The 18261-nt window shown below is 73.3% G+C and carries 20 protein-coding genes; 8 read left to right on the forward strand and 12 right to left on the reverse strand.

Annotated features, from left to right (window positions below; translation table 11 throughout):
- Nucleotides 1-57: 57 nt before the first annotated feature.
- Together D7044_RS21030 and D7044_RS21035 are read right to left on the reverse strand one after the other, a co-directional pair.
- The gene (locus tag D7044_RS21030) at nucleotides 58-1245 is read right to left on the reverse strand and encodes an MFS transporter (protein ID WP_120689983.1); all 1188 of its coding nucleotides are present in this window, start codon (nucleotides 1243-1245) and stop codon (nucleotides 58-60) included.
- Between the two features lie 123 nt (nucleotides 1246-1368).
- Entirely contained in the window at nucleotides 1369-2208 is an 840-nt protein-coding gene (locus D7044_RS21035) for a DUF72 domain-containing protein (protein ID WP_199716723.1), read from the reverse strand.
- A 199-nt stretch (nucleotides 2209-2407) separates the two neighbouring features.
- Here D7044_RS21035 and D7044_RS21040 point away from each other — a divergent pair, with 199 nt between their 5' ends.
- Nucleotides 2408-2797, forward strand: a complete 390-nt coding sequence (locus D7044_RS21040) for a DUF2267 domain-containing protein (protein ID WP_120677505.1) — start codon at nucleotides 2408-2410, stop codon at nucleotides 2795-2797.
- Between the two features lie 74 nt (nucleotides 2798-2871).
- Complete coding sequence (locus D7044_RS21045) at nucleotides 2872-3597, forward strand: Clp protease N-terminal domain-containing protein (RefSeq protein WP_120677504.1); 726 nt, start codon at nucleotides 2872-2874, stop codon at nucleotides 3595-3597.
- A 10-nt stretch (nucleotides 3598-3607) separates the two neighbouring features.
- On the opposite strand, the gene D7044_RS21050 is transcribed toward D7044_RS21045, so the two are convergent.
- Together D7044_RS21050 and D7044_RS21055 are read right to left on the reverse strand one after the other, a co-directional pair.
- Nucleotides 3608-4123: a hypothetical protein gene (locus tag D7044_RS21050; RefSeq protein WP_120677502.1), complete on the reverse strand. Its 516-nt coding sequence runs from the start codon at nucleotides 4121-4123 to the stop codon at nucleotides 3608-3610.
- Between the two features lie 106 nt (nucleotides 4124-4229).
- Nucleotides 4230-4427 (reverse strand): DNA repair protein, encoded by a 198-nt coding sequence (locus tag D7044_RS21055; RefSeq protein ID WP_120677849.1) that lies wholly within the window; start codon nucleotides 4425-4427, stop codon nucleotides 4230-4232.
- Between the two features lie 332 nt (nucleotides 4428-4759).
- Here D7044_RS21055 and D7044_RS21060 point away from each other — a divergent pair, with 332 nt between their 5' ends.
- Nucleotides 4760-5422: a GNAT family N-acetyltransferase gene (locus D7044_RS21060; RefSeq protein WP_120689984.1), complete on the forward strand. Its 663-nt coding sequence runs from the start codon at nucleotides 4760-4762 to the stop codon at nucleotides 5420-5422.
- Nucleotides 5423-5754: 332 nt separating this feature from the next.
- Here the strand turns inward: D7044_RS21060 and D7044_RS21065 are convergent, their stop codons facing one another.
- A complete protein-coding gene (locus D7044_RS21065; RefSeq protein WP_120677497.1) occupies nucleotides 5755-7209 on the reverse strand; it encodes a glycoside hydrolase family 3 N-terminal domain-containing protein in 1455 nt (484 codons plus the stop codon).
- Between the two features lie 180 nt (nucleotides 7210-7389).
- On the opposite strand from D7044_RS21065, the gene D7044_RS21070 reads away from it, so the two are divergent.
- On the forward strand, nucleotides 7390-8565 hold the full coding sequence (locus D7044_RS21070) for an ROK family transcriptional regulator (protein WP_120689985.1): 1176 nt from the start codon (nucleotides 7390-7392) through the stop codon (nucleotides 8563-8565).
- 125 nt (nucleotides 8566-8690) lie between these two features.
- Here D7044_RS21070 and D7044_RS21075 read toward each other — a convergent pair whose 3' ends face one another.
- The gene (locus D7044_RS21075) at nucleotides 8691-9701 is read right to left on the reverse strand and encodes an ABC transporter permease subunit (protein WP_120689986.1); all 1011 of its coding nucleotides are present in this window, start codon (nucleotides 9699-9701) and stop codon (nucleotides 8691-8693) included.
- Nucleotides 9698-10705: an ABC transporter ATP-binding protein gene (locus tag D7044_RS21080; RefSeq protein WP_120677491.1), complete on the reverse strand. Its 1008-nt coding sequence runs from the start codon at nucleotides 10703-10705 to the stop codon at nucleotides 9698-9700. The genes D7044_RS21075 and D7044_RS21080 overlap by 4 nt, the downstream gene beginning before the upstream one ends.
- A 131-nt stretch (nucleotides 10706-10836) precedes the next feature.
- On the opposite strand from D7044_RS21080, the gene D7044_RS21085 reads away from it, so the two are divergent.
- The gene (locus D7044_RS21085; protein WP_120677489.1) at nucleotides 10837-11679 is read left to right on the forward strand and encodes an ABC transporter ATP-binding protein; all 843 of its coding nucleotides are present in this window, start codon (nucleotides 10837-10839) and stop codon (nucleotides 11677-11679) included.
- A gap of 43 nt (nucleotides 11680-11722) precedes the next feature.
- Nucleotides 11723-12619: a ribokinase gene (locus D7044_RS21090; RefSeq protein ID WP_120689987.1), complete on the forward strand. Its 897-nt coding sequence runs from the start codon at nucleotides 11723-11725 to the stop codon at nucleotides 12617-12619.
- Here the strand turns inward: D7044_RS21090 and D7044_RS21095 are convergent.
- Nucleotides 12604-13566, reverse strand: coding sequence for a helix-turn-helix domain-containing protein (locus D7044_RS21095; RefSeq protein ID WP_120690047.1), 963 nt, complete (start codon nucleotides 13564-13566; stop codon nucleotides 12604-12606). The genes D7044_RS21090 and D7044_RS21095 overlap by 16 nt on opposite strands.
- A 107-nt stretch (nucleotides 13567-13673) precedes the next feature.
- On the opposite strand from D7044_RS21095, the gene D7044_RS21100 reads away from it, so the two are divergent.
- Nucleotides 13674-14132, forward strand: coding sequence for a rhodanese-like domain-containing protein (locus D7044_RS21100; protein ID WP_199716713.1), 459 nt, complete (start codon nucleotides 13674-13676; stop codon nucleotides 14130-14132).
- Here the strand turns inward: D7044_RS21100 and D7044_RS21105 are convergent.
- From D7044_RS21105 to D7044_RS21115, 3 genes are all read right to left on the reverse strand, one after another.
- Nucleotides 14129-14800, reverse strand: coding sequence for a hypothetical protein (locus D7044_RS21105; RefSeq protein ID WP_120689989.1), 672 nt, complete (start codon nucleotides 14798-14800; stop codon nucleotides 14129-14131). The genes D7044_RS21100 and D7044_RS21105 overlap by 4 nt on opposite strands.
- Nucleotides 14801-14861: 61 nt before the next feature.
- Nucleotides 14862-15344, reverse strand: coding sequence for a DUF6232 family protein (locus D7044_RS21110; protein WP_120677481.1), 483 nt, complete (start codon nucleotides 15342-15344; stop codon nucleotides 14862-14864).
- Nucleotides 15345-15737: 393 nt separating this feature from the next.
- Nucleotides 15738-16250, reverse strand: a complete 513-nt coding sequence (locus D7044_RS21115; protein WP_233563125.1) for a DUF6232 family protein — start codon at nucleotides 16248-16250, stop codon at nucleotides 15738-15740.
- A 99-nt stretch (nucleotides 16251-16349) separates the two neighbouring features.
- On the opposite strand from D7044_RS21115, the gene D7044_RS21120 reads away from it, so the two are divergent.
- The gene (locus tag D7044_RS21120; RefSeq protein WP_120677479.1) at nucleotides 16350-17123 is read left to right on the forward strand and encodes an enoyl-CoA hydratase/isomerase family protein; all 774 of its coding nucleotides are present in this window, start codon (nucleotides 16350-16352) and stop codon (nucleotides 17121-17123) included.
- Between the two features lie 54 nt (nucleotides 17124-17177).
- Here D7044_RS21120 and D7044_RS21125 read toward each other — a convergent pair whose 3' ends face one another.
- Nucleotides 17178-18191: a helix-turn-helix transcriptional regulator gene (locus D7044_RS21125; RefSeq protein ID WP_120677477.1), complete on the reverse strand. Its 1014-nt coding sequence runs from the start codon at nucleotides 18189-18191 to the stop codon at nucleotides 17178-17180.
- Nucleotides 18192-18261: the final 70 nt, after the last annotated feature.

The following is an 18261-nucleotide window of genomic DNA, read 5'->3' on the forward strand; positions in this document are numbered from 1 at the left end:
TCGGGCAGGCGACGATGGCGTACGTCTCCACGAGACGTACGCCATCAGCGGTGTGGGTCAGGCGGGTGCCTTCTTCGCGCTTCGGCGCAGCCCGAAGAGCGCGATGGCGGCGAGCAGGATGATGGCGACGCTGTACTCGTCGGCGGTCATCGGCAGGCCGCCGCCGTAGACCACGAGGAAGCCCGCGATGACCGCGGGCAGGCCGAAGCCCACGTAGCAGACGACGTAGAGCAGGGAGAGGACGCTGGCGCGTTCGTGCGCCTCGACCAGGGGCAGGACGGTCTTGAGGCTGCCCTGGAAGCCGCCGCCGAAGCCGACGCCGCCCAGCGCGACGCCGACGAAGAAGCCGGCGACGAGGTCCATCATGACCGACACCAGCGTGACGATCATGCCCAGGATGAGGGCGCTGATGCCGGTGAGCATGATGGTGCGGGCGGGGGCGTTGCGCAGCAGGAACACGGTGATCGACGAGAGGCTGGCGAAGACGAAGAGGGCCACCCCACCGACCACGATCGAGGTGGGCCCGAGGGTGCGGACGAGGGCGGGGCCGAGCGCGCCGTAGAAACCGGCGAGCGCCCAGGCGGCGAAGAGCACCGGGACGACGGCGAGCACCGGCCCGCGTACGGCGTGCGGCAGCGTGATCTCCGGCCGGATGCTCCGCAGCGCCCCCCTCATCGGCGTGACGGTCTCCGACATCAGCACGATCCCGACGCCCTGGATCAGCAGGATCACCAGCAGGACGATGTACACGAGCCGGGTCGGCGCGGGCAGGAACTGGATGAACAGCGCCGACAGCAGCGCCCCGGTGCCGGTTCCGATGCCAGGCGCGAACGAGTTGGCGAGCGTGCCACGGGAGCGGTTGATGTCGAGCATGGCGGCGCCGATGGCGCCCGTGGCGGCGCCGGCCGCGAGCCCCTGCACCACTCGGGCGGCGAGAAGCGTGGGTACGCCGTTCGCGAAGACGAAGATGAGCAACGAGATCATCTGCACGGTGATCGCGGAGAGCAGGATCGGCCGGCGACCGACGTAGTCGGAGAGCTTGCCGAAGGTGAGCAGGGTGCCGAGCACCGCCACGGCGTAGACGGCGAACACCACGGTGGTGGTGATCGGTGAGAAGTGCCAGTGCTCCTGGTAGATCCCGTAGAGCGGGGTCGGGGCCGCCGAGGCGGCCAGGAAGGAGACCAGGATCGAGGCGAGCAGCACCAGGGAGGCGTTCGGTGAGAGGCGCGCCCCGGCGTTGCTCATGCTGCCTGCTCCTCCGGTGCCCACGGGTTGCCCGCCCGACCGACCTGCACCCCAGGTCACGCCCGGCGGATACCCGCTGCGCCCCGCCGCACTCCGGGCGGCCCGGCCGGGGCGTGCCGACGGTCAGAAGAGGGTCGGCGGCTCGACCGGGAGCGTAAGCGGGAGCGGGACCGGCAGGGGCGCGAGCTCGGGTATCCGAGCCCGTACCTCGTCGTGGAAACGCCGGGCGAGCAGCGGTGCGTCCGCGTTGTCCGGGGTGTGCACGAAGATCGTGGGGAAGCGGCCCTCCCGCAGCCACCCGGCGACGACCTCGACCCAGTGCTGCCAGCCCTCGACCGTCCGTTCGGTGTCGTCGCGCCCGAGGTAGCGCACGATCGGCCGGTCGGTCAGCGCGGCGGATCGCAGCGCCACCCGGGGCTTCTTCACCCAGGCGTCCCGTTCCGCGTCGCTGGTGGGCGGGCTCGAGAAGAAGGCGGTGGTGTCGAACGGGACCCACTCGGCGGTCACGGTGGCGAGCGTCTGCTCGAGGAGGCGTGCCGCTCGCGGGTCGTCGAAGAACGCGGGGTGGCGGACCTCCACGGCGTACCGGTGGGCGGTGGGGAGGCGGCGCAGGAAACGGGCGAGCACGGGCACGTCGGTGGGGCCGAACGAGCCCGGCAACTGGATCCAGAGGGCGTGGGCCCGTGGGCCGAGCGGCTCGATCGCGTCGAGGAACCCGTGCAGCGCGTCGTCGGCGTCGCGGAGTCGACGTTCGTGCGTGATGAGCTTCGGCAGCTTGACCACGAACCGGAAGTCCGGGCCGGTCTGCTCGGCCCACGACGCCACGGTCTCCCGGGCCGGGGTCGCGTAGAAGGTGGTGTTCCCTTCGACGGCGTCGCACCAGCCGGCGTAGTGCCGTAGCCGCTCGTCGGCGGGGAGCGGGTGCGCCAGGAATCGGCCCTGCCAGGCCCGGTGCGACCACATCGCGCAGCCCACGTGGAGACGCACCACTTCCCACCCTCCGACGGACCGACCGCGACCGGCCGCCCGATCCGGGGAGGCGTCGGCGGTCGCCGGAAACGGTATCCCGGCGCCGGTGCCGGCGTGGGGGTCGGTCGCCGGTCGCCGTTTGCCGTCGAGGGCTGTGGGTAGCCACGCATCTCCGGATCGGGAAGGACGGGTCATGGCCGAGCTGAGCTTCTTCGACAAGGTGGCGGACCGGGCCGGCGTCCCGGAGGTGACCGCCCGAGCCCTCACCGAGGCCACCCTACTTACGCTCGCCGAGCGGATCAGCGGCGGCGAGGCGGGGGTTCTGGCCGGTCATGTGGCGCACGAGCTTCGGCCGCTGCTGGCCCGGACGGCGCCGGAGGAGCCCGAGGTGTTCGGGTACGACGAGTTCCTGCGCCGGGTCACCGAGCGCGCCCAGGTGAGCCCTCTCATCGCCGAGCGGGGCGCGGGGGCCGTTCTGCAGACCCTGCACCGCGTCGTGGGCCACCGGGAGTTCCTTGAGGCGCTGGCGCAGTTGCCGACGGAGATCCAGGCGCTGGCCGAGCCGGTGCCGCACACGCCCTGACCGTTCCGTTCGCCGTCGGGCCGAAGCGTCAACTCTGGGTTGACGATCCGGGTGCGTCAACCTAGAGTTGACGCATGACTGATGCTTCCCCGACCAACAACCCGGTACGCCTGGACGACCTGATCCAGGCGATCAAGAAGGCCCGCAGCGAGCCGCTGGAGCAGCTCAGCGACGCCGTCCTCGTGGGAGACCACCTCGGTGAGGTGGCCGATCACCTCATCGGACACTTCGTGGACCAGGCCCGCCGCGCGGGTGCCTCCTGGACGGACATCGGCCGCAGCATGGGCGTCAGCAAGCAGGCGGCACAGAAGCGGTTCGTCGCCAAGGACGCGCCGCTCGACCCGCAGCAGGGCTTCCACCGCTACACCCCGCGGGCCCGCAACGTGGTGGTGATGTCGCAGAACGAGACGCGCGCCAGCGGGCACGCCGAGATCCGGCCGGAGCACATCGTGCTGGGGCTGCTCGGCGAGCCGGAGGCGCTCGCCGCGAAGGCGATCGTCGCCCAGGGCGTCACCCTGGAGCAGGTACGCGAGGCGGCCGTCGCCGCGCTGCCGACGCCCCCGGCCGAGGAGCCGCCCGCCCTCATCCCCTTCGACGCGCAGGCCAAGAAGGCGCTGGAGCTGACCTTCCGCGAGGCGCTGCGGCTCGGGCACAACTACGTCGGCACCGAGCACATCCTGCTCGCGCTGTTGGAGATGGAGAACGGCAGCGGCGTGCTGGCCGGCCTCGGCGTCGACAAGGCCGCCGCCGAGGCCGACATCGTCGCCGCGCTCGAGGAGATCGTGCGGAACCGGGCCTGACCCGGCCGGGTCAGGAAGCGGTGGGGAAGCCGTACCGGGCCGCGTGCTCGGGGTCGGCCGGGTCGATCTGGCGGATGCCGGCGTCGGCGAGGCGCTTGTTGACCTCGTCGAGCTGCTCCCGCACCAACCGGGCCTCCTCCTCGGTCACTCGACCCCGGTGCGGCTTCCCGGCGTGCTCGACGGTGCCGTAGTCGATCCGCTCCGCGGCCTTGCGCGCCTTCGGCGGACGCACCCGCTCGGCGGTCTTGAGCAGCTGCGCCATCGGCGTGTCGGTGGCCAGCGAGTCGAACTCGCTGGCCGTGAGCACCACCCGGCGCGGCTCACCGTCGGGCTGGTCGTAGACCTCGACCACCGCCACGTCCAGCGCGGCGTCGTCGATGCTCTCCACCTCCAGTGGGGTGGCCTCCAGCTGCACGGGCCCGGCGACCAGGTCGGGGTGCTCCAACACCACGATGCGGACCACCTCGTCCTCCGCCTGCAGAACTGTGCCGCTGAAGTCGGAGACGCGGATCGTCTTCTTGCCCATGCGCGGAGCTACTCCTGTCGTCGGCCGGATTCGGGACCAGAAGACGTTACCCGACAGGTGTGCGAAAACCTGGAGTGGACGGGCCCGTGTGTCGCCGCTCGCGCCGTCAGCGGCCGCCGCGCCCGTGCCGCGCGGACGCCCCGGCGGGCAGCTTGTTCAGCTCGGCCCAGCCCAGGGCCCGATCCGGGTCAGCGCAGGCCCGGACACCGCGGTACGGCGGCTGCGCCGGGAAGCGGGCGGCGATCCGGTTGCGCCAGCGGCGCTCGATCTCCTGCTGGTGCCGGTCGTTCGGCTGATTCGGCATGACGTTCACCGTCCCAGAGAAAGGTGTACATGTATGGAAATGGATGTGACGTGGGGATACGGCACCTGGTTCCCTTGCGCGGTAAGCAATCCGGAGCCGAGTCCCGCTACCCACGCCATCGGCTGAGCTGACCGCGCCGATCGACCGGACGTCGCCGCCGGCACCGCGTCCGCCCGTGGGTCGCCGGCCCGGTGCGGCTCGGGAGAGGCCGGTCCGCCCAACCCCGGGCGTCCGCTCGGCGTACGGTGATCGGCGACGAGACCCGCTGGCCGGGGTGCCGAGACGGTGAGCCGGACGCCACCGGGGGCGGGACGGTTCACGGAGGTGGTGGCGTGCTCGACCGGCGACTCCACCTGCACCTGGCGACCTGGCTCGGGCAGTGGCCGGCCGGGCCCGGTCTGCACGTGGTCTCGTCGCACCGGCGCGCCCGCCCGGCCTGGGACGGCCGGCTGCGGCCCGCGCTCGCGGTCGGCACCGCGCACGGCGCCGTGCTCTCCGTACCGCCGGACCGGGTCACGGCCGTGCGGGCGCTCACCGACCTTCCGCTGGATCGGCTGATCCCGGCCCTGCCCGCCGCCGTCGGCCTGCCCGACTGGACCACGCACGACGGCCCGTTCCGGTGGAGCCTGGCGCCCGCGCCACTACCCGACGTGGGGGAGTGGATTCCGCCCACTGCGCCCGGGCTGCCGCCCTGGCTGCGACTCTTCGACTCCGACGTGCTGGTGGTACGCGCCCCGGACGGCCGCTACCTGGCCGGAGCGGGGGTGAAGCGGCACGACGCGTACGGTCACGAGCTGGCCGTCGGTACCGCGCCGGAGGCCCGGGGTCGGGGGGTGGCCCGGCGGCTCGTCGCCCAGGCCGCCCGTCGGGTGCTCGACGAGGGGGCGGTCCCCACCTACCTGCACGGGCGGGGCAACCAGGCGTCGGCCCGGGTGGCCGAGGCCGCCGGGTTTCCCGACCGTGGCTGGCGCTCGTTCGGGGTGTACCCGCGCTGAACTCCGAGGTCGGTGCGGTGCCGAGTCGGGGATCGCCGCACGGTGGGCGCCGAGCGTGGCACCGGCGGCGAACCGGGACGGCTTCGGTGGCCGCGTACAGCGCGGACCGTGGATCCCGGGCCGGATCCACGGTCCGCAGCCTCCCCCCAGGTCCCCGTGGGCGCGACCCACACACGTGCGGCCGCGTCTTCCGCTGATCACGCTACGTATCGAACGCCCCCGGAGCAAGACGCCTCGCGCCGGTTCGACGTGTCGAATAGTGGACTTGACCTGGGGAGGAGGCTGGTCGGCCGGCGCGCCACCCTCGTGACGCAGGGTGCGGGCTGAGCCTTTCAGCCGGCGAGGCCGAGCGCCTCGGCGGCCGCGCGGCCGTTGGCGTGGCTCGCCCCGTACGTGGTGACGAAGGCCCGCACTCCGGCCGGACGCCACTGGGCGGGCCAGCCCATCTCGACCACCGTGACCGGATGCGCCGCGGCCAGCGCGGTGACCAGCTCCGGCCCGCCGGGGAGCTGGTGCAGGCGGCGTCCGACCAGCACGATCGGCCGGTCCCCGGCGAGCCGGCGCAGGGCCGCCGGATCGGCCTCACCGGCGACCACGCGGACCTCCTCGGCGTCGGCCAGATGCGGGCCGAGTCCCCAGGGCACCCGCCCCTCGGCCATGCTCGACGCGGCGTGCAGCTGCACCACCAGCGGTCGCTTCAGGTCGGTGAGCACCCCGTCGATCTTCACGGCCCGGCGCGCCGCCGCGTACCCCAGGTCGGTGCCGCCGCCGGTCGGCTCGCGGCGCGCGGCCCGGGTCCAGGCGGCGAGCGTCGCGGCACGACCGGCCGCCTCCTCGACCCGGCGCCGCTCCAGCCGGCCGTCGCCGATCGCCTCGACGATCGCGCCAGCGACCTCTTCGACGAGGTCGGCGTCGACCTTCGCGCCGATGCAGAGCAGGTCCGCGCCGGCGGCGAGGGCCCGTACGGCTGCCGGGCCGACGCCGCCGGCCGCGACCGAGGCGCCCTTCATCTCCAGCGCGTCGGTGACGACCGCGCCGGTGAAGCCGTACTCGGTGCGGAGCAGGTCGACCAGGACCGCGCGGCTGAAGGTGGCCGGCCCGGGGCCGGTCAACGCCGGCACGCGGATGTGCGCGGTCATGACGGCCTGCGCGCCCGCGGCGATCACGGCGGCGAACGGTGGCAGGTCCCGGCGGCGCAGCACGTCGACCGGCACGTCGACGGTGGGCAGCTCGTGGTGCGAGTCGGCGACCGTCGCCCCGTGCCCCGGGAAGTGCTTGGCGCAGGCCGCCACCCCGACGGCCTGGAGCCCGGCCACGGCGGCGGCGGAGTGCGCCGCCACCCGGAGCGGGTCCGCGCCGAACGAGCGGGTGCCGATCACCGGGTTCTCGTCGGCGGTGTTCACGTCGACCGTGGGCGCGAGGTTGACGGTGATGCCGAGCTCCGCCAGTTCCGCGCCGATCGCCTCGTAGACCCGCCGGGTCAGCGCGACGTCACCGATCGCGCCGAGCGCCGCGTTTCCCGGATACGGGCTGCCGGTGGCGTGCGCCAGGCGGGTGACGTCGCCGCCCTCCTCGTCGATCGCGATCAGCACGTCCGCCCGCCCCACGCGCAGCGCCGCAGTGGTCGCCGCGAGCTGCGCCGGGTCGTGCACGTTGGTGCCGAAGAGGGTGTGCCCGGCGAGCCCCTCGGCCAGCAGGTCGACCGCCCAGTCGGGCGGGACCGGTCCCGGGTACGCGGCCAGCAGCGTGCCGAGCGCGAGCCGGCGTAGTCCTGGATCCAGCCCCACAGGTTTCCCCCTTCGGTGCCGCACGGCACGCAAGTCGTACCCGGAGCTTCCGGCCGTCCCGCCCGCGCAGCCCTGCCGGGTCGACCGAGTACTCCGGGTCGGGGTGGCCGATACGCTACGGCTACCCATTTCCAAGTCGGTTTACAGTTAGCAAACTTTACTAAACCTTGAGGACGCGGCATGAGTGCGACCCGGCTGCCCGGCACCCCCCGCCTGTTGCGGGCGCTCAACGACCGTGCGGCGCTGGAACTGCTGCTCGAGCGGGGCCCGTTGACCCGCGCCCGGCTCGGTGAACTCACCGGGCTGTCGAAGGTGACCGCTTCGCAGCTGGTCGAGCGCCTGGAGGAGCGCGGGTTGGTCGCCCGGGTCGGCGAGCAGGCCGGCGGCCGGGGACCGAACGCCCAGCTCTACGCCGTACGGCCGGGCAGCGCACACGTGATCGGCGTGGACGTCGGCCCGGACCGGGTGGTGGCCGCCTGCGCCGACATCACCGGAGCGGTCATCGGCCGGGTCGAGCAGTCCACCCGGGACACCGACGACCCGGTGGGCGTGGTGCACAACGCCGTCGTCCAGGCGGCCGGCAGTGCCCAGGCGCAGCTGTCGAGCGTCCGCCGGGTGGTGCTCGGCACGCCGGGTCTGGTCGACCCGGGCACCGGGGACATCACCTTCGCCTTCAACCTGCCGCGCTGGCACCGCGGGCTGCTCGCCGCCCTCCGCGAGGACCTGCACACCCCGGTCGTCTTCGAGAACGACGTGAACCTCGCCGCGGTCGCCGAGGCCCAGTCCGGCGCCGCCCAGGGCCTGTCGGACTTCGTCCTGGTCTGGATCGGCGCGGGCGTCGGTCAGGCGATCATGCTCGGCGGGCGGCTGCACCACGGCAGCAGCGGCGCGGCCGGCGAGATCGGCTACCTCCCGGTGCCCGGCGTTCCCATTCCGCGCGACGTCTCCCGGCGGGCCAAGCCCGCGTTCCAGCGGCTGGTCGACGCGGCGGCGGTCTGCGCCGTGGCACGCGAGAACGGCTTCGCGGCCGACAACGCCACCGACGCGGTACGCGCCGCGATCGAGGCCGGCGCCGACGGCGGCCCGGTGCTCGACGAACTGGCCCGCCGGCTCGCGCTCGGCGTGGCCAGCACCTGCGTGGTGCTCGACCCCCCGCTCGTGGTCCTCGCCGGTGAGGTCGGCCAGGCCGGCGGGTCGGCCCTCGCCGACCGGGTGCAGCAGGAGGTCGCCGACATCTCGCTGGTGCGCCCCCGGGTGGTGCCGACCGGGTTGACCGAGGAGCCGATCCTGCGGGGCGCGCTGCGCACCGCGCTGGACGCCGTCCGCGACGAGGTCTTCGGCTCCACGGTGGGCTGACCTCCGGCGTGACCCCGCCCGTCCGGGTGGGGCCACACCGACGCCGATCATGTGAAGGAATTCTTCACGATCCGTTCAGCGCCTGCAAGGCGTCGCCTCATGCCGCCGCCTCCCGCCGCCGCAGCTCAGATCAGGTCCCGGCGGCGGAACACCAGGAACGCGGCCGTGGCCAGCACCGCGGTCAGGCCGAGCAGAACAGCCAGCGCGGGCTGCCAGGTCAGCGCGTAGACCCGATCGCAGAAGCCGGTGGCGGTGGCGCAGGCGGTCGCGTCCCAGAACTCGACCCGGCCGGTGAGCCAGGCACCCACATGGCTGGAGAGCATGAACCGGTCCGGATGGGCGGTGTCCACGATCTCCATCACCAGGCGAGCGCCGAGTTCCCAGACCACCAGGTACGCAGCCGCCGTGCCCAGCGCGGCCGAGGTGTGCCGGCCCAGCGTGGCGAGCGCGAACCCGAGCACGGTGGTGAGCAGCACCAGCACCAACCCACGCCCGTGCACCGAGCCGAGGTCACGCCAGAACACCCCGTCGAGATGGCCGGGGAACCCGGCCGCCTGCCCGATCACCCAGAACGTGGCGAGGTACGCCACCGAGGCCAGCAGCGACAACCCGAGCACGCCGCCGAGCAGCGTGCCCAGCTTCGCGCCGAGCACGGTCATCCGCTTCGGCCGCCAGAGCAGCAGGTTCACCACGCCGCCCGAGTTCAGGTCGGCGCCGATGTACGACGCGCCGACCAGGAACCCGAAGAGCACCAGGAAGGCGATGAGGAAGTAGAGCAGCGACTCGGCCTGCTGCGAGAAGACGAACACCCCGGAGAGGAAGTCGGTCGCCACCGGCAGCCGCTCCTGGCGTACCGGGTCGACCTCACTGCAGTCGGCCGGAAAGTACTCCTCCTCCGCGCCGGGCGGAAGATTCCCGTTCACCCGGTCCACGCAGCGCTGGTAGACGTCGTCCATCTGCCGCCGGGACTCGGCCGCCTGGTTCCGGGCCTCGATCAGCTCGGCGGCGGTGGGTTGGTGCGAGCCGGCGAGGGTCGTCGACGCGGTGACCCCGAAGGCCAGCACCAGCAGGACGAGCATGAGTTGGACGAAGCGGCGGGCCCCCAGCCGCTCCAACTCGGCACGGACCAGCTTCACGCGTCGCCCCCTCTGCCTTCGCCGACCCCGGTGTCCAGCTCGATCACCCTGTCCCGGGCACCCGAGTCGACCTGACGAGGCACCTCCGGGTGCGCGCCCTCGCCGGTCAGCTCCAGGAAGACGCTCTCCAGGTCGGGCCGGAGCGGCGTCAGCTCGCGTACCCACAGCCCCTGCTCACCGAGCAGCCGGCTGATCGTCGTCGGGTCGTCCACCTGACCGACCACGAGATGGTCGGGGTGCGCGACCGCCGGCAACCCGCCGGCGTGCAGCAGCTCCGCGGCGCGCTCCGGCTCGGCCACCCGAACCAGGAACTCGTGCTGGTCGAAGCCGGCGAGCACCTCCTCCACCCGGCCCGCCGCCACCCGCCGCCCTCGCGAGATGATCGTGACGTGATCGCAGATCAGCTGGATCTCGGCGAGGATGTGGCTGGAGATCAGCACGGTCACCCCGGCGTCGGCCAGCGACCGCATCAGATCCCGCATCTCCCGGATGCCGGCCGGGTCGAGCCCGTTGGCCGGCTCGTCGAGGATGAGCAGCTCCGGGTTCTTCAGCAGCGCCGAGGCGACCGCCAGCCGCTGCTTCATACCGAGCGAGTAGCCCTTCACCCGCTCGTCACCCCGGTCGTGCAGGCCCACCTGCTCCAGCACCTCGTCCACGCGGCTCACCGGCACTCCGCCGGCGAGGGCGAGCAGCCGTAGCGTCCGGTATCCGGTGAAGTTGCCGAAGAACTGCGGGCTCTCCACGATCGCCCCGACCCGCCCGGCCACCTGCGACAGGTGCGTGGGCGACGGCGCGCCGAGCACGTTCATCCACCCGCCGTCGGCCCGTACCAGCCCGAGGAGGGCACGCAGGGTGGTGGTCTTGCCCGACCCGTTCGGGCCGAGGAAGCCGTGCACCTCACCCGCGCCGACCGTCAGGTCGAAGCCGTCCACCGCCACCCGGCGGCCGTTGCGCACACTGTTGAAGGTCTTACGCAGACCCTCGATCTCGATGACCGCGCTCACCCGCGCGATTCCCTGCTTCGAGCCGGCATCGACCGTCCTTCGGCATCGGTGACCAACGACACGGCGTCCCACCCTAGAGCCGGCCGGCCGCCCGTGGGGGGCGCCACGGCTGTGCGTGGTTGGATGGACGGGTGACTGGTGACCTGATCCCCGGCGCCACCGGCGCCAACCCCGCCACCGCTCCCGTGGACCCGGATCTGGTGGTCAGCCTCGACGGCGTCGGCGTACGCCGCTCCGGCACCGCCCTGGTACAGGATCTGACCTGGCGGGTCGAGCTGGACGAGCGCTGGGTTGTGCTCGGCCCGAACGGGGCCGGCAAGACGACCCTGCTCAACCTCGCGTCCGGTCGGCTGCATCCCACCAACGGCACCGCCCACGTGCTCGGTGAGCGGATCGGCCGGACCGACGTCAACGAACTGCGCACCCGTATCGGCCTCACCACCGCCGCCGTGGCGGAGCGGGTACCGGCCGACGAGCGGGTCAGCGACGTGGTCGTCACCGCCGCCTGGTCGGTGGTGGGCCGTTGGCGGGAGAGCTACGACCGCACCGACGAGGCCCGGGCCCGCGCGCTGCTCGGGCAGCTCGGTGTGGGCGGCCTCGCCGACCGCGCGTACGGCACCCTCTCCGACGGCGAGCGCAAGCGGGTGCAGATCGCTCGTGCGCTCATGACCGACCCGGAGCTGCTGCTGCTCGACGAGCCGGCCGCCGGGCTCGACCTGGGCGGGCGCGAGGACCTGGTCGCGCGCCTCTCCGAGCTGGCGTACGACCCGGACGCGCCGGCGATGGTGCTGGTCACGCACCACGTCGAGGAGATTCCGCCGGGCTTCACGCACGCGCTGCTGCTGCGCGAGGGGACCGTGGTGGCGCAGGGGCTGATCGAGGAGACGCTCACCGGCGACAACCTCTCCAAGACCTTCGGCCTGCCGCTGATCGTCCAGCGCTCCGGCGACCGCTACACCGCCCGCGCCGCCTGACGGCCCGCCCCCGCATCCCGCCGAGTCGAGACAGGAGACGCCGGTGGCGCAGACCCGGGTGGCCGTGGTCGGCAGCGCGAACATGGACCTGGTCGCGATGGCCCCGGCCCTGCCCCGGACCGGGGAGACCATGCTCGGCACCGACTTCGTGATGGTGCCGGGCGGCAAGGGCGCCAACCAGGCCATCGCCGCCGCCCGAGCGGGCGCGTCCTGCACCTTCCTCGGCGCGATCGGCTCCGACTCGTTCGGGGTGACGCTGAAGGCGCGGATCGGCGCGGCCGGTGTGGACACCGGACACCTGCGGGTGGTCTACGGCACCTCCGGCGTCGCACTGGTGATGGTCAACGCCGAGGGCGAGAACGCGATCCTGGTGACCCCGGGCGCCAACGGCGCGCTGACGAGCCTCACCGAGGCGGAGCTGAACACCGTACGCTCCGCCGACGTGCTCGTGGCCCAGCTGGAGATCCCGGTGGAGACGGTGACCGAGGCGGCGATGGTCGCCCGCGCCGCCGGCACCCGGGTCGTCCTCAACGCCGCGCCGGCCCGGCCCCTCCCCGACGAGCTGCTGGCCGCCCTGGACGTGCTGGTGGTGAACGAACGCGAGGCGCACGCGCTGACCGGCCGGGGCCGGGAGGCGCCGCAGGCGTTGCTGGAGCTCACGCCCCGCGCGGTGCTCACCCTCGGCGCCGAGGGGGTCTGGTACGGCGACCGGGACGGCACGGCCGTGCACGTGCCTTCGGTCAAGGTGGAGACCGTGGACTCGACGGCCGCCGGTGACGCGTTCACGGCGGCGTTGGCGGTGGGCTGGGGCGAGGGGCGGGACCTGGTGGACGCCGTGCGCTGGGCGGCGGCCGCGGGAGCGGCGTGCGCCCGCCGGCTCGGCGCCTCCGTGGCGCTGCCCTACCGGGCCGAGATCGACGAGCTCTACGCCTCCGCCTGAACCGAGCCACCGTTGTCGCTCAACGGCGCCGCGACGGCGCGGAACGCCCGCCGGTACGCCGACGGAGAGGTAAGCATGGCCCGGCCGAAGTGGTGGCGGTAGGTGACCGGCGAGTCGAAGCCGACCGCCGCGGCGATCTCCTCGACCGGTGCGTCCGTCGTCTCGAGCAGCGCCAGGCTGGCCCGAACCCGCTGGTCGATCAGCCACCGGATCGGGCTCGTGCCGGTGGCCCGCCCGAAGTGCCGCAGGTAGGTGCGGGTCGACATGTGCGCCTGCCCGGCCAGCCGGGCGACGGTCAGCGGCTCGCTCAGATGGGCCAGCGCCCAGGTGAGGCTGCCGGCGATCCGGTCGTCGCCCGGGTCGGGCGGCACCGGGGCCTCGATGAACTGGGCCTGCCCGCCGTCGCGGTGGGGGAGGATGACCAGCCGACGGGCGACCGCGTTGGCGATCGCCGCGCCGTGGTCGAGCCGGACCAGGTGCACGCAGAGGTCCAGGCCCGCCGCACTGCCGGCGCTGGTGAGCAGGTCACCCTCGTCGAGGTAGAGCACGTCCGGATGCACCTCGACGGCCGGATACCTGCGGGCGAGCAGGTCCGCGTACCGCCAGTGGGTGGTGGCCCGCCGCCCGTCGAGCAGCCCGGCGCCGGCCAGCGCGAACGCGCCCGAGCAGATCGACACGACCCGGGCGCCCCGCCGGTGCGCCCGGCGCAGCGCGGCGACCAGCTCCGGCGACGGGTCCGCGGTGACGTCCGGTACCCCGGGCACGATCACCGTTCCGGCCCCCGCCAGCACGTCCAGGCCGTACGGGGTGTGCAGCGTGGCCCCGCCGACCAACGGCACCGCGCCGGGCCGCTCGGCGCAGACCCGCAGGTCGTACCAGTCGACGCCGAGTTCGGGTCTGGGCAGCCCGAACACCTCGGTCACGATGCCCGTCTCGAAGACCGACATGCCCGGGTACGCGAGGACCGCCACGCTCTGCTCGATGGCGGGATGTTAGCGCAGGACGGCGTTGTCGCCACTCGTCCCCCGCGCCGTCGCTGAGCAGGATCGGTGTCATGACGAACACCTTCGCCGTCCCGGCGGCCGACCCCACCACCGCCACCACTCACTTCCTCGCCCGGCTCAGCTTCGAGACCGATGTCAGCGACGTGTACGCGGATCTCACCGCGCGGACCCCCGGTCTGGTGGTGGTCGACTCCCGAGGGACGACCGCGTGGGGGCAGGGGCACCTGCCGGGCGCCGTGCACCTGCCGACCGCCGAGATCGGCGCGCTCGCCGCCGAGGTCGTGCCGGCCGGCTCCACGGTCGTCACCTACTGCTGGGGTCCCGGCTGCAACGGCGCCACCCGCGCCGCCCTGGAGTTCGCCCGACTCGGCTACCCGGTCAAGGAGATGCTCGGTGGCTACGAGTACTGGGTGCGGGAGGGGCTGCCGGTGATGACGGACACCGGGCTGACCCAGCGGCCCGCCGACGAGCTGACCGCGCCCCGGTCCACGATCAGCTGTGACTGCTAGCCGGCCTGGTCCGCCTCGTCGGTGAGCTTCTCACCCCGGCGGCGCAGCATGCCCAGCCCGGGAATGCCGGCGACGGCGAGCTTGAGGTCGCGGGTCACCTCGAGCAGGTCGTGCAGGTCCGGGCCGACCCGGTCGAGGGTGGCCAGGATCGGCAGGACGTCCGAGGTCAGGTGCTCGCGCAGCTTCGGCAACTCGTCCACGAGCCGGATGGCGGCGGTGACCTCCTCGTGGCTGAGCTGCTCGACGAAGCGCGTCGCCATGGGTGCGGCCCGGCGCAGCGCCGGTTCGTACGTCGTCATCAACTCGGCAGCGGTGGCCGCCGTCTCCGCCCCGGTGGTCACCGCGGCCGCCGCCCGCGCCGCCACCGCGTCCGCCTCGGTCACCACCGTGGTTGCCTTGCGGGCGACCTGCTCCGCCTGCCCGACCACCACGGCGGCGCTGCCGGCCACCTCGGTCGCGGTCTCGAGCACGTGGTCCGTGCGGTCCAGGGTCTGCTCGATCCGGTCCACCACCCCGTTGATCCGGGTCAGCAGCGCCTCGACGCCGTCGAGCACGGCGAACGCGCGGGCGGGCACGGCCGCGAACGAGGTGGCCGAATCGCGGGCCTGGTCGAGGGCGGAGCGCGTGAGGCCGATGACGGACGACGGCCGGGGCAGGGGGATCACCATGGCAACCAGTGTGCGTCGCGGGTGCCCGTACCGCCGCCGGCCGAGCCCCGTGACCCGCCGGTCAACGCCGGTCGGTGTGCTGCTCGACGGCTCGCTGCACGGCCCGGTAGATCTGGCCGAACCGCAGCGCGTCGGGGGTGCGCACCAGCAGCTCCTCCTGCCCGTGGTGCTGCACCCAGAGCTCGTGGACCTGACTGCCCCGTTCGTACGAGCGGTCCAGCCAGCTCAGCGGAACCTCCAGGAACGGGGTCAGCGCGAGCGCGGCGACCACGCAGCCGGCGAGGATGAGCAGGGCCAGCTTCCACTCACCGCGCTCCTGCGCGGACCAGACCAGCGACACGACGCAGAGCAGCGCCACCAGCGGCGGCAGGGAGAGCAGCAGGACCAGGATGCCCCGCCCGAGCACCCGACCCCGTACGGCGAGCGTCGCCCGGCCCCGGGCGTGCCAGACGTACGTGACGTCGGCGAGCGCGATGACGCGACCACCCGAGCGGATCGACTCGGAGGTCACCTGCACCGCGCCGTCCCGGTAATAGACCGTCATCACTCAGCCTAACCACGCCCCGGCAAGCCGCCGCGTCCCGCCGTCGGGCAGTGTGGGGTGTGGTGTTCGGACGCTTTGGAACTGAGCCGTTGGCGACATCAGCGCCGAGGGGCGCGGGCCGCCACCGGGACGAATCGCCGCACCTCGCTGGCCGGCGATGTCGTCCCAGTCGGACCGGGGACGGCGACCAGCCGACCCGCCGGGCCCGCGCTCGGGGCCGACGTTCCGGTGCCGTGCCCGTGTCAGGGTCTCGCGCTTGGAGCGGGGCGGTGCGTGTTGGGCGCGCGGAACCGGGGCTGAGTCATTCAGGTCATCAGTTCCAAAGCATTCGAGGTAGAGGTCCATTCCGCCGAGGCCCGCCGGTGCTGCGCCGTCGTTCCGCCTGAGACCCCACTAGTCTCGCCGTTCGCGGCCGCGCGCCGGGCGGCCGGCGGTCCGGGCGGCTGTCGGGGGCGGCGCCTGTTCGACCGCCCGCTGCACGGCGCGGTAGATCTGGCCGAACCGGAGTGCGTCACCGCTGCGCAGCAGCAGGACGTGCCGGCCCTGCCAGCGCACCCAGAGCTCCCGTTGGCGGCTGCCCCGGGCGTAGGAGCGGTCCAGGAGCTCGAAGAGGAAATCGGCGACCGGCCCGACCGCGAGCCCGATCAGCACCGACGCGCCGACGATCGCGATGGTGACGGTGGGGGAGCGGTCCAGCCAGATCGCCAGCCCGACCCCGAGGACGGCCGCCACCAGCGGGCCGGCCAGCGCCGCGCCGAGCGCGCCCCGGCCCGCGAGGACCCGCCAGGAGCGGCTGCCCCGGCGGTGCCAGACCATGCTGATCTCGGCGAGTGGGTAGCTGCGGTCGTCCACCCGGATGACGGTCGAGGTGACCTGCACCGACCTGTCGTCGTAATAAATCGTCATCGCTGGACTCCCGGCCCCGGGGCTGATACCAGACTACGTTCCTCAACGAGCTTGGCCGTATGGTTGGCACGCGACTTCGACGAGGAAGTGAGGGGCGGCGTGAGCGAGTTCGTGCGGCTGGAGATCAAGGACGGCATCGGCACCATCCGACTGGATCGGCCGCCGATGAACGCACTGAACAAGCAGGTCCAGGAGGAGCTGCGCGCCGCCGCGACCGAGGCCTCCGCCGATCCCGAGGTCCACGCCGTGATCGTGTACGGCGGGGAGAAGGTCTTCGCCGCCGGCGCGGACATCAAGGAGATGGCCGACATGTCCTACGTGGACATGGCGGCGCGGGCCGCGGACCTCTCCAGCGCCCTCGGTGTCTTCGCCCGGATCCCCAAGCCGGTGGTCGCCGCGATCACCGGCTACGCGCTCGGGGGCGGCTGCGAGCTGGCCCTGGCCTGCGACTGGCGGATCGTCGCCGAGGACGCGAAGCTCGGCCAGCCGGAGATCAAGCTGGGCATCATTCCGGGTGCCGGTGGCACCCAGCGGCTCGCCCGCCTCGTCGGCCCGGCCCGCGCCAAGGACCTCATCATGTCCGGCCGGATGGTCGACGCCCAGGAGGCGCTGCGGATCGGCCTCGCCGACCGGGTGGTGCCGGCCGCCGAGGTCTACTCGGCCGCCGTCGAGCTGGTCCGCCCGTACGTCGGCGGTCCGACCCAGGCGCTGCGCGCCGCGAAGCTCGCCGTCGACGCGGGCCTGGACATGGATCTGAACTCCGGTCTGGCCTGGGAGAGTCAGCTCTTCGCCGCGCTCTTCGCCACCGACGACCGGCGCGAGGGCATGGCGGCCTTCGTCGAGAAGCGCAAGCCGGGCTTCACCGGCCGCTGACCAGCGCGGTGGCCGGGCCGGGTCCGGCGAACGGGCCGCGGCTGGTCGTGCCGGTCAGACCCAGCCGCGGCGGACGGCCTCCATGCCGGCCTGGAACCGGGTCTCGGCGCCGACCATCGCCATGATCCGGTGTACGTGCCGGTGCACCGTCCGTACGCTCCAGCCGAGGGTGCGGGCGATCCGCTCGTCGGTGGCGCCGCCGGCCAGCAGGCCGATCAGCTCCACGTCCCGGTCGGCGAGCTGGTCCGGGTGCCCCTCGTCGGCCAGTTCGACGGCGTCGGGCTGGTCGGCGCTGCCCCGGTTGACCGCGCGGTTGATGGCGACGGCTCGTTCCCAGAGCGCCTCGAAGAGCTCGCAGACCGCGTCCAGCAGGGACGACGGGTGGATCAGGTACGCGGCGTCGGCCAGCTCCCCGCCCGTCATCACGGGGATCATCGCGAGGCGGTCGTCGCTCACGATCATCTTCATCGGCACGTTGCTGGCGACCCGGGCGCGTTCGCCGCTCTGGATGCCGCGCCAGATCTCCGCCATCCGCCCGGGGATCGCCAGCGCCGACCGGTCGTAGATCACCCGGTAGGTGAGCCCCCGGTCGGCGAGCTGATGGGCCTCCTCGGTGTTGCCGCTCACCGGATTGTCCAGGTACGGCGGGCGGTCCAGCCCGCGGATCTGCACGCGTGCCTCCCGTTGGAGGCGGACGAGGGTGGCGCGCAGGTTGGCCGCGCCTTCGATCACCTCGACGAGCTCCGCCGGATGGCGGCCGGTGCCGTCGTGTCGTCGTAGCTCCTTGGCCAGTTGGTTCGCGTGGGTACGCAGCCGGAGCAGGTCACGTTCCCGTTCGGCGATGAGCACCGTGGCCACCTGGTCGGGGGGTGTCGCCGCGTAGCGTGTGGGACGGCCGGAGAGGCGGCTGACCAGCCCTCTGTCGACCAGCCGGCCGAGCGTACGGGTCAGCTGCGCCCGGGAGAGCGCGACGTCGCCGAGCAGATCCGTTGCCGTCGCCTGTCGGCGTCGGGCCAGCGCCTCGTAGACGCGCTCGTCGGGCTCCGCGACGCCCACCACATGCCACATCCGAAGCCTCCGTCGGGAACCGGCCAGCTGTCCGGAACATGAACGTCCCCGGACATTGTCCGTGCTCTTC

The sequence above is a fragment of the Micromonospora musae genome (assembly GCF_003626635.1).
In the GTDB taxonomy this organism is placed as follows: Bacteria; Actinomycetota; Actinomycetes; order Mycobacteriales; family Micromonosporaceae; genus Micromonospora; species Micromonospora musae.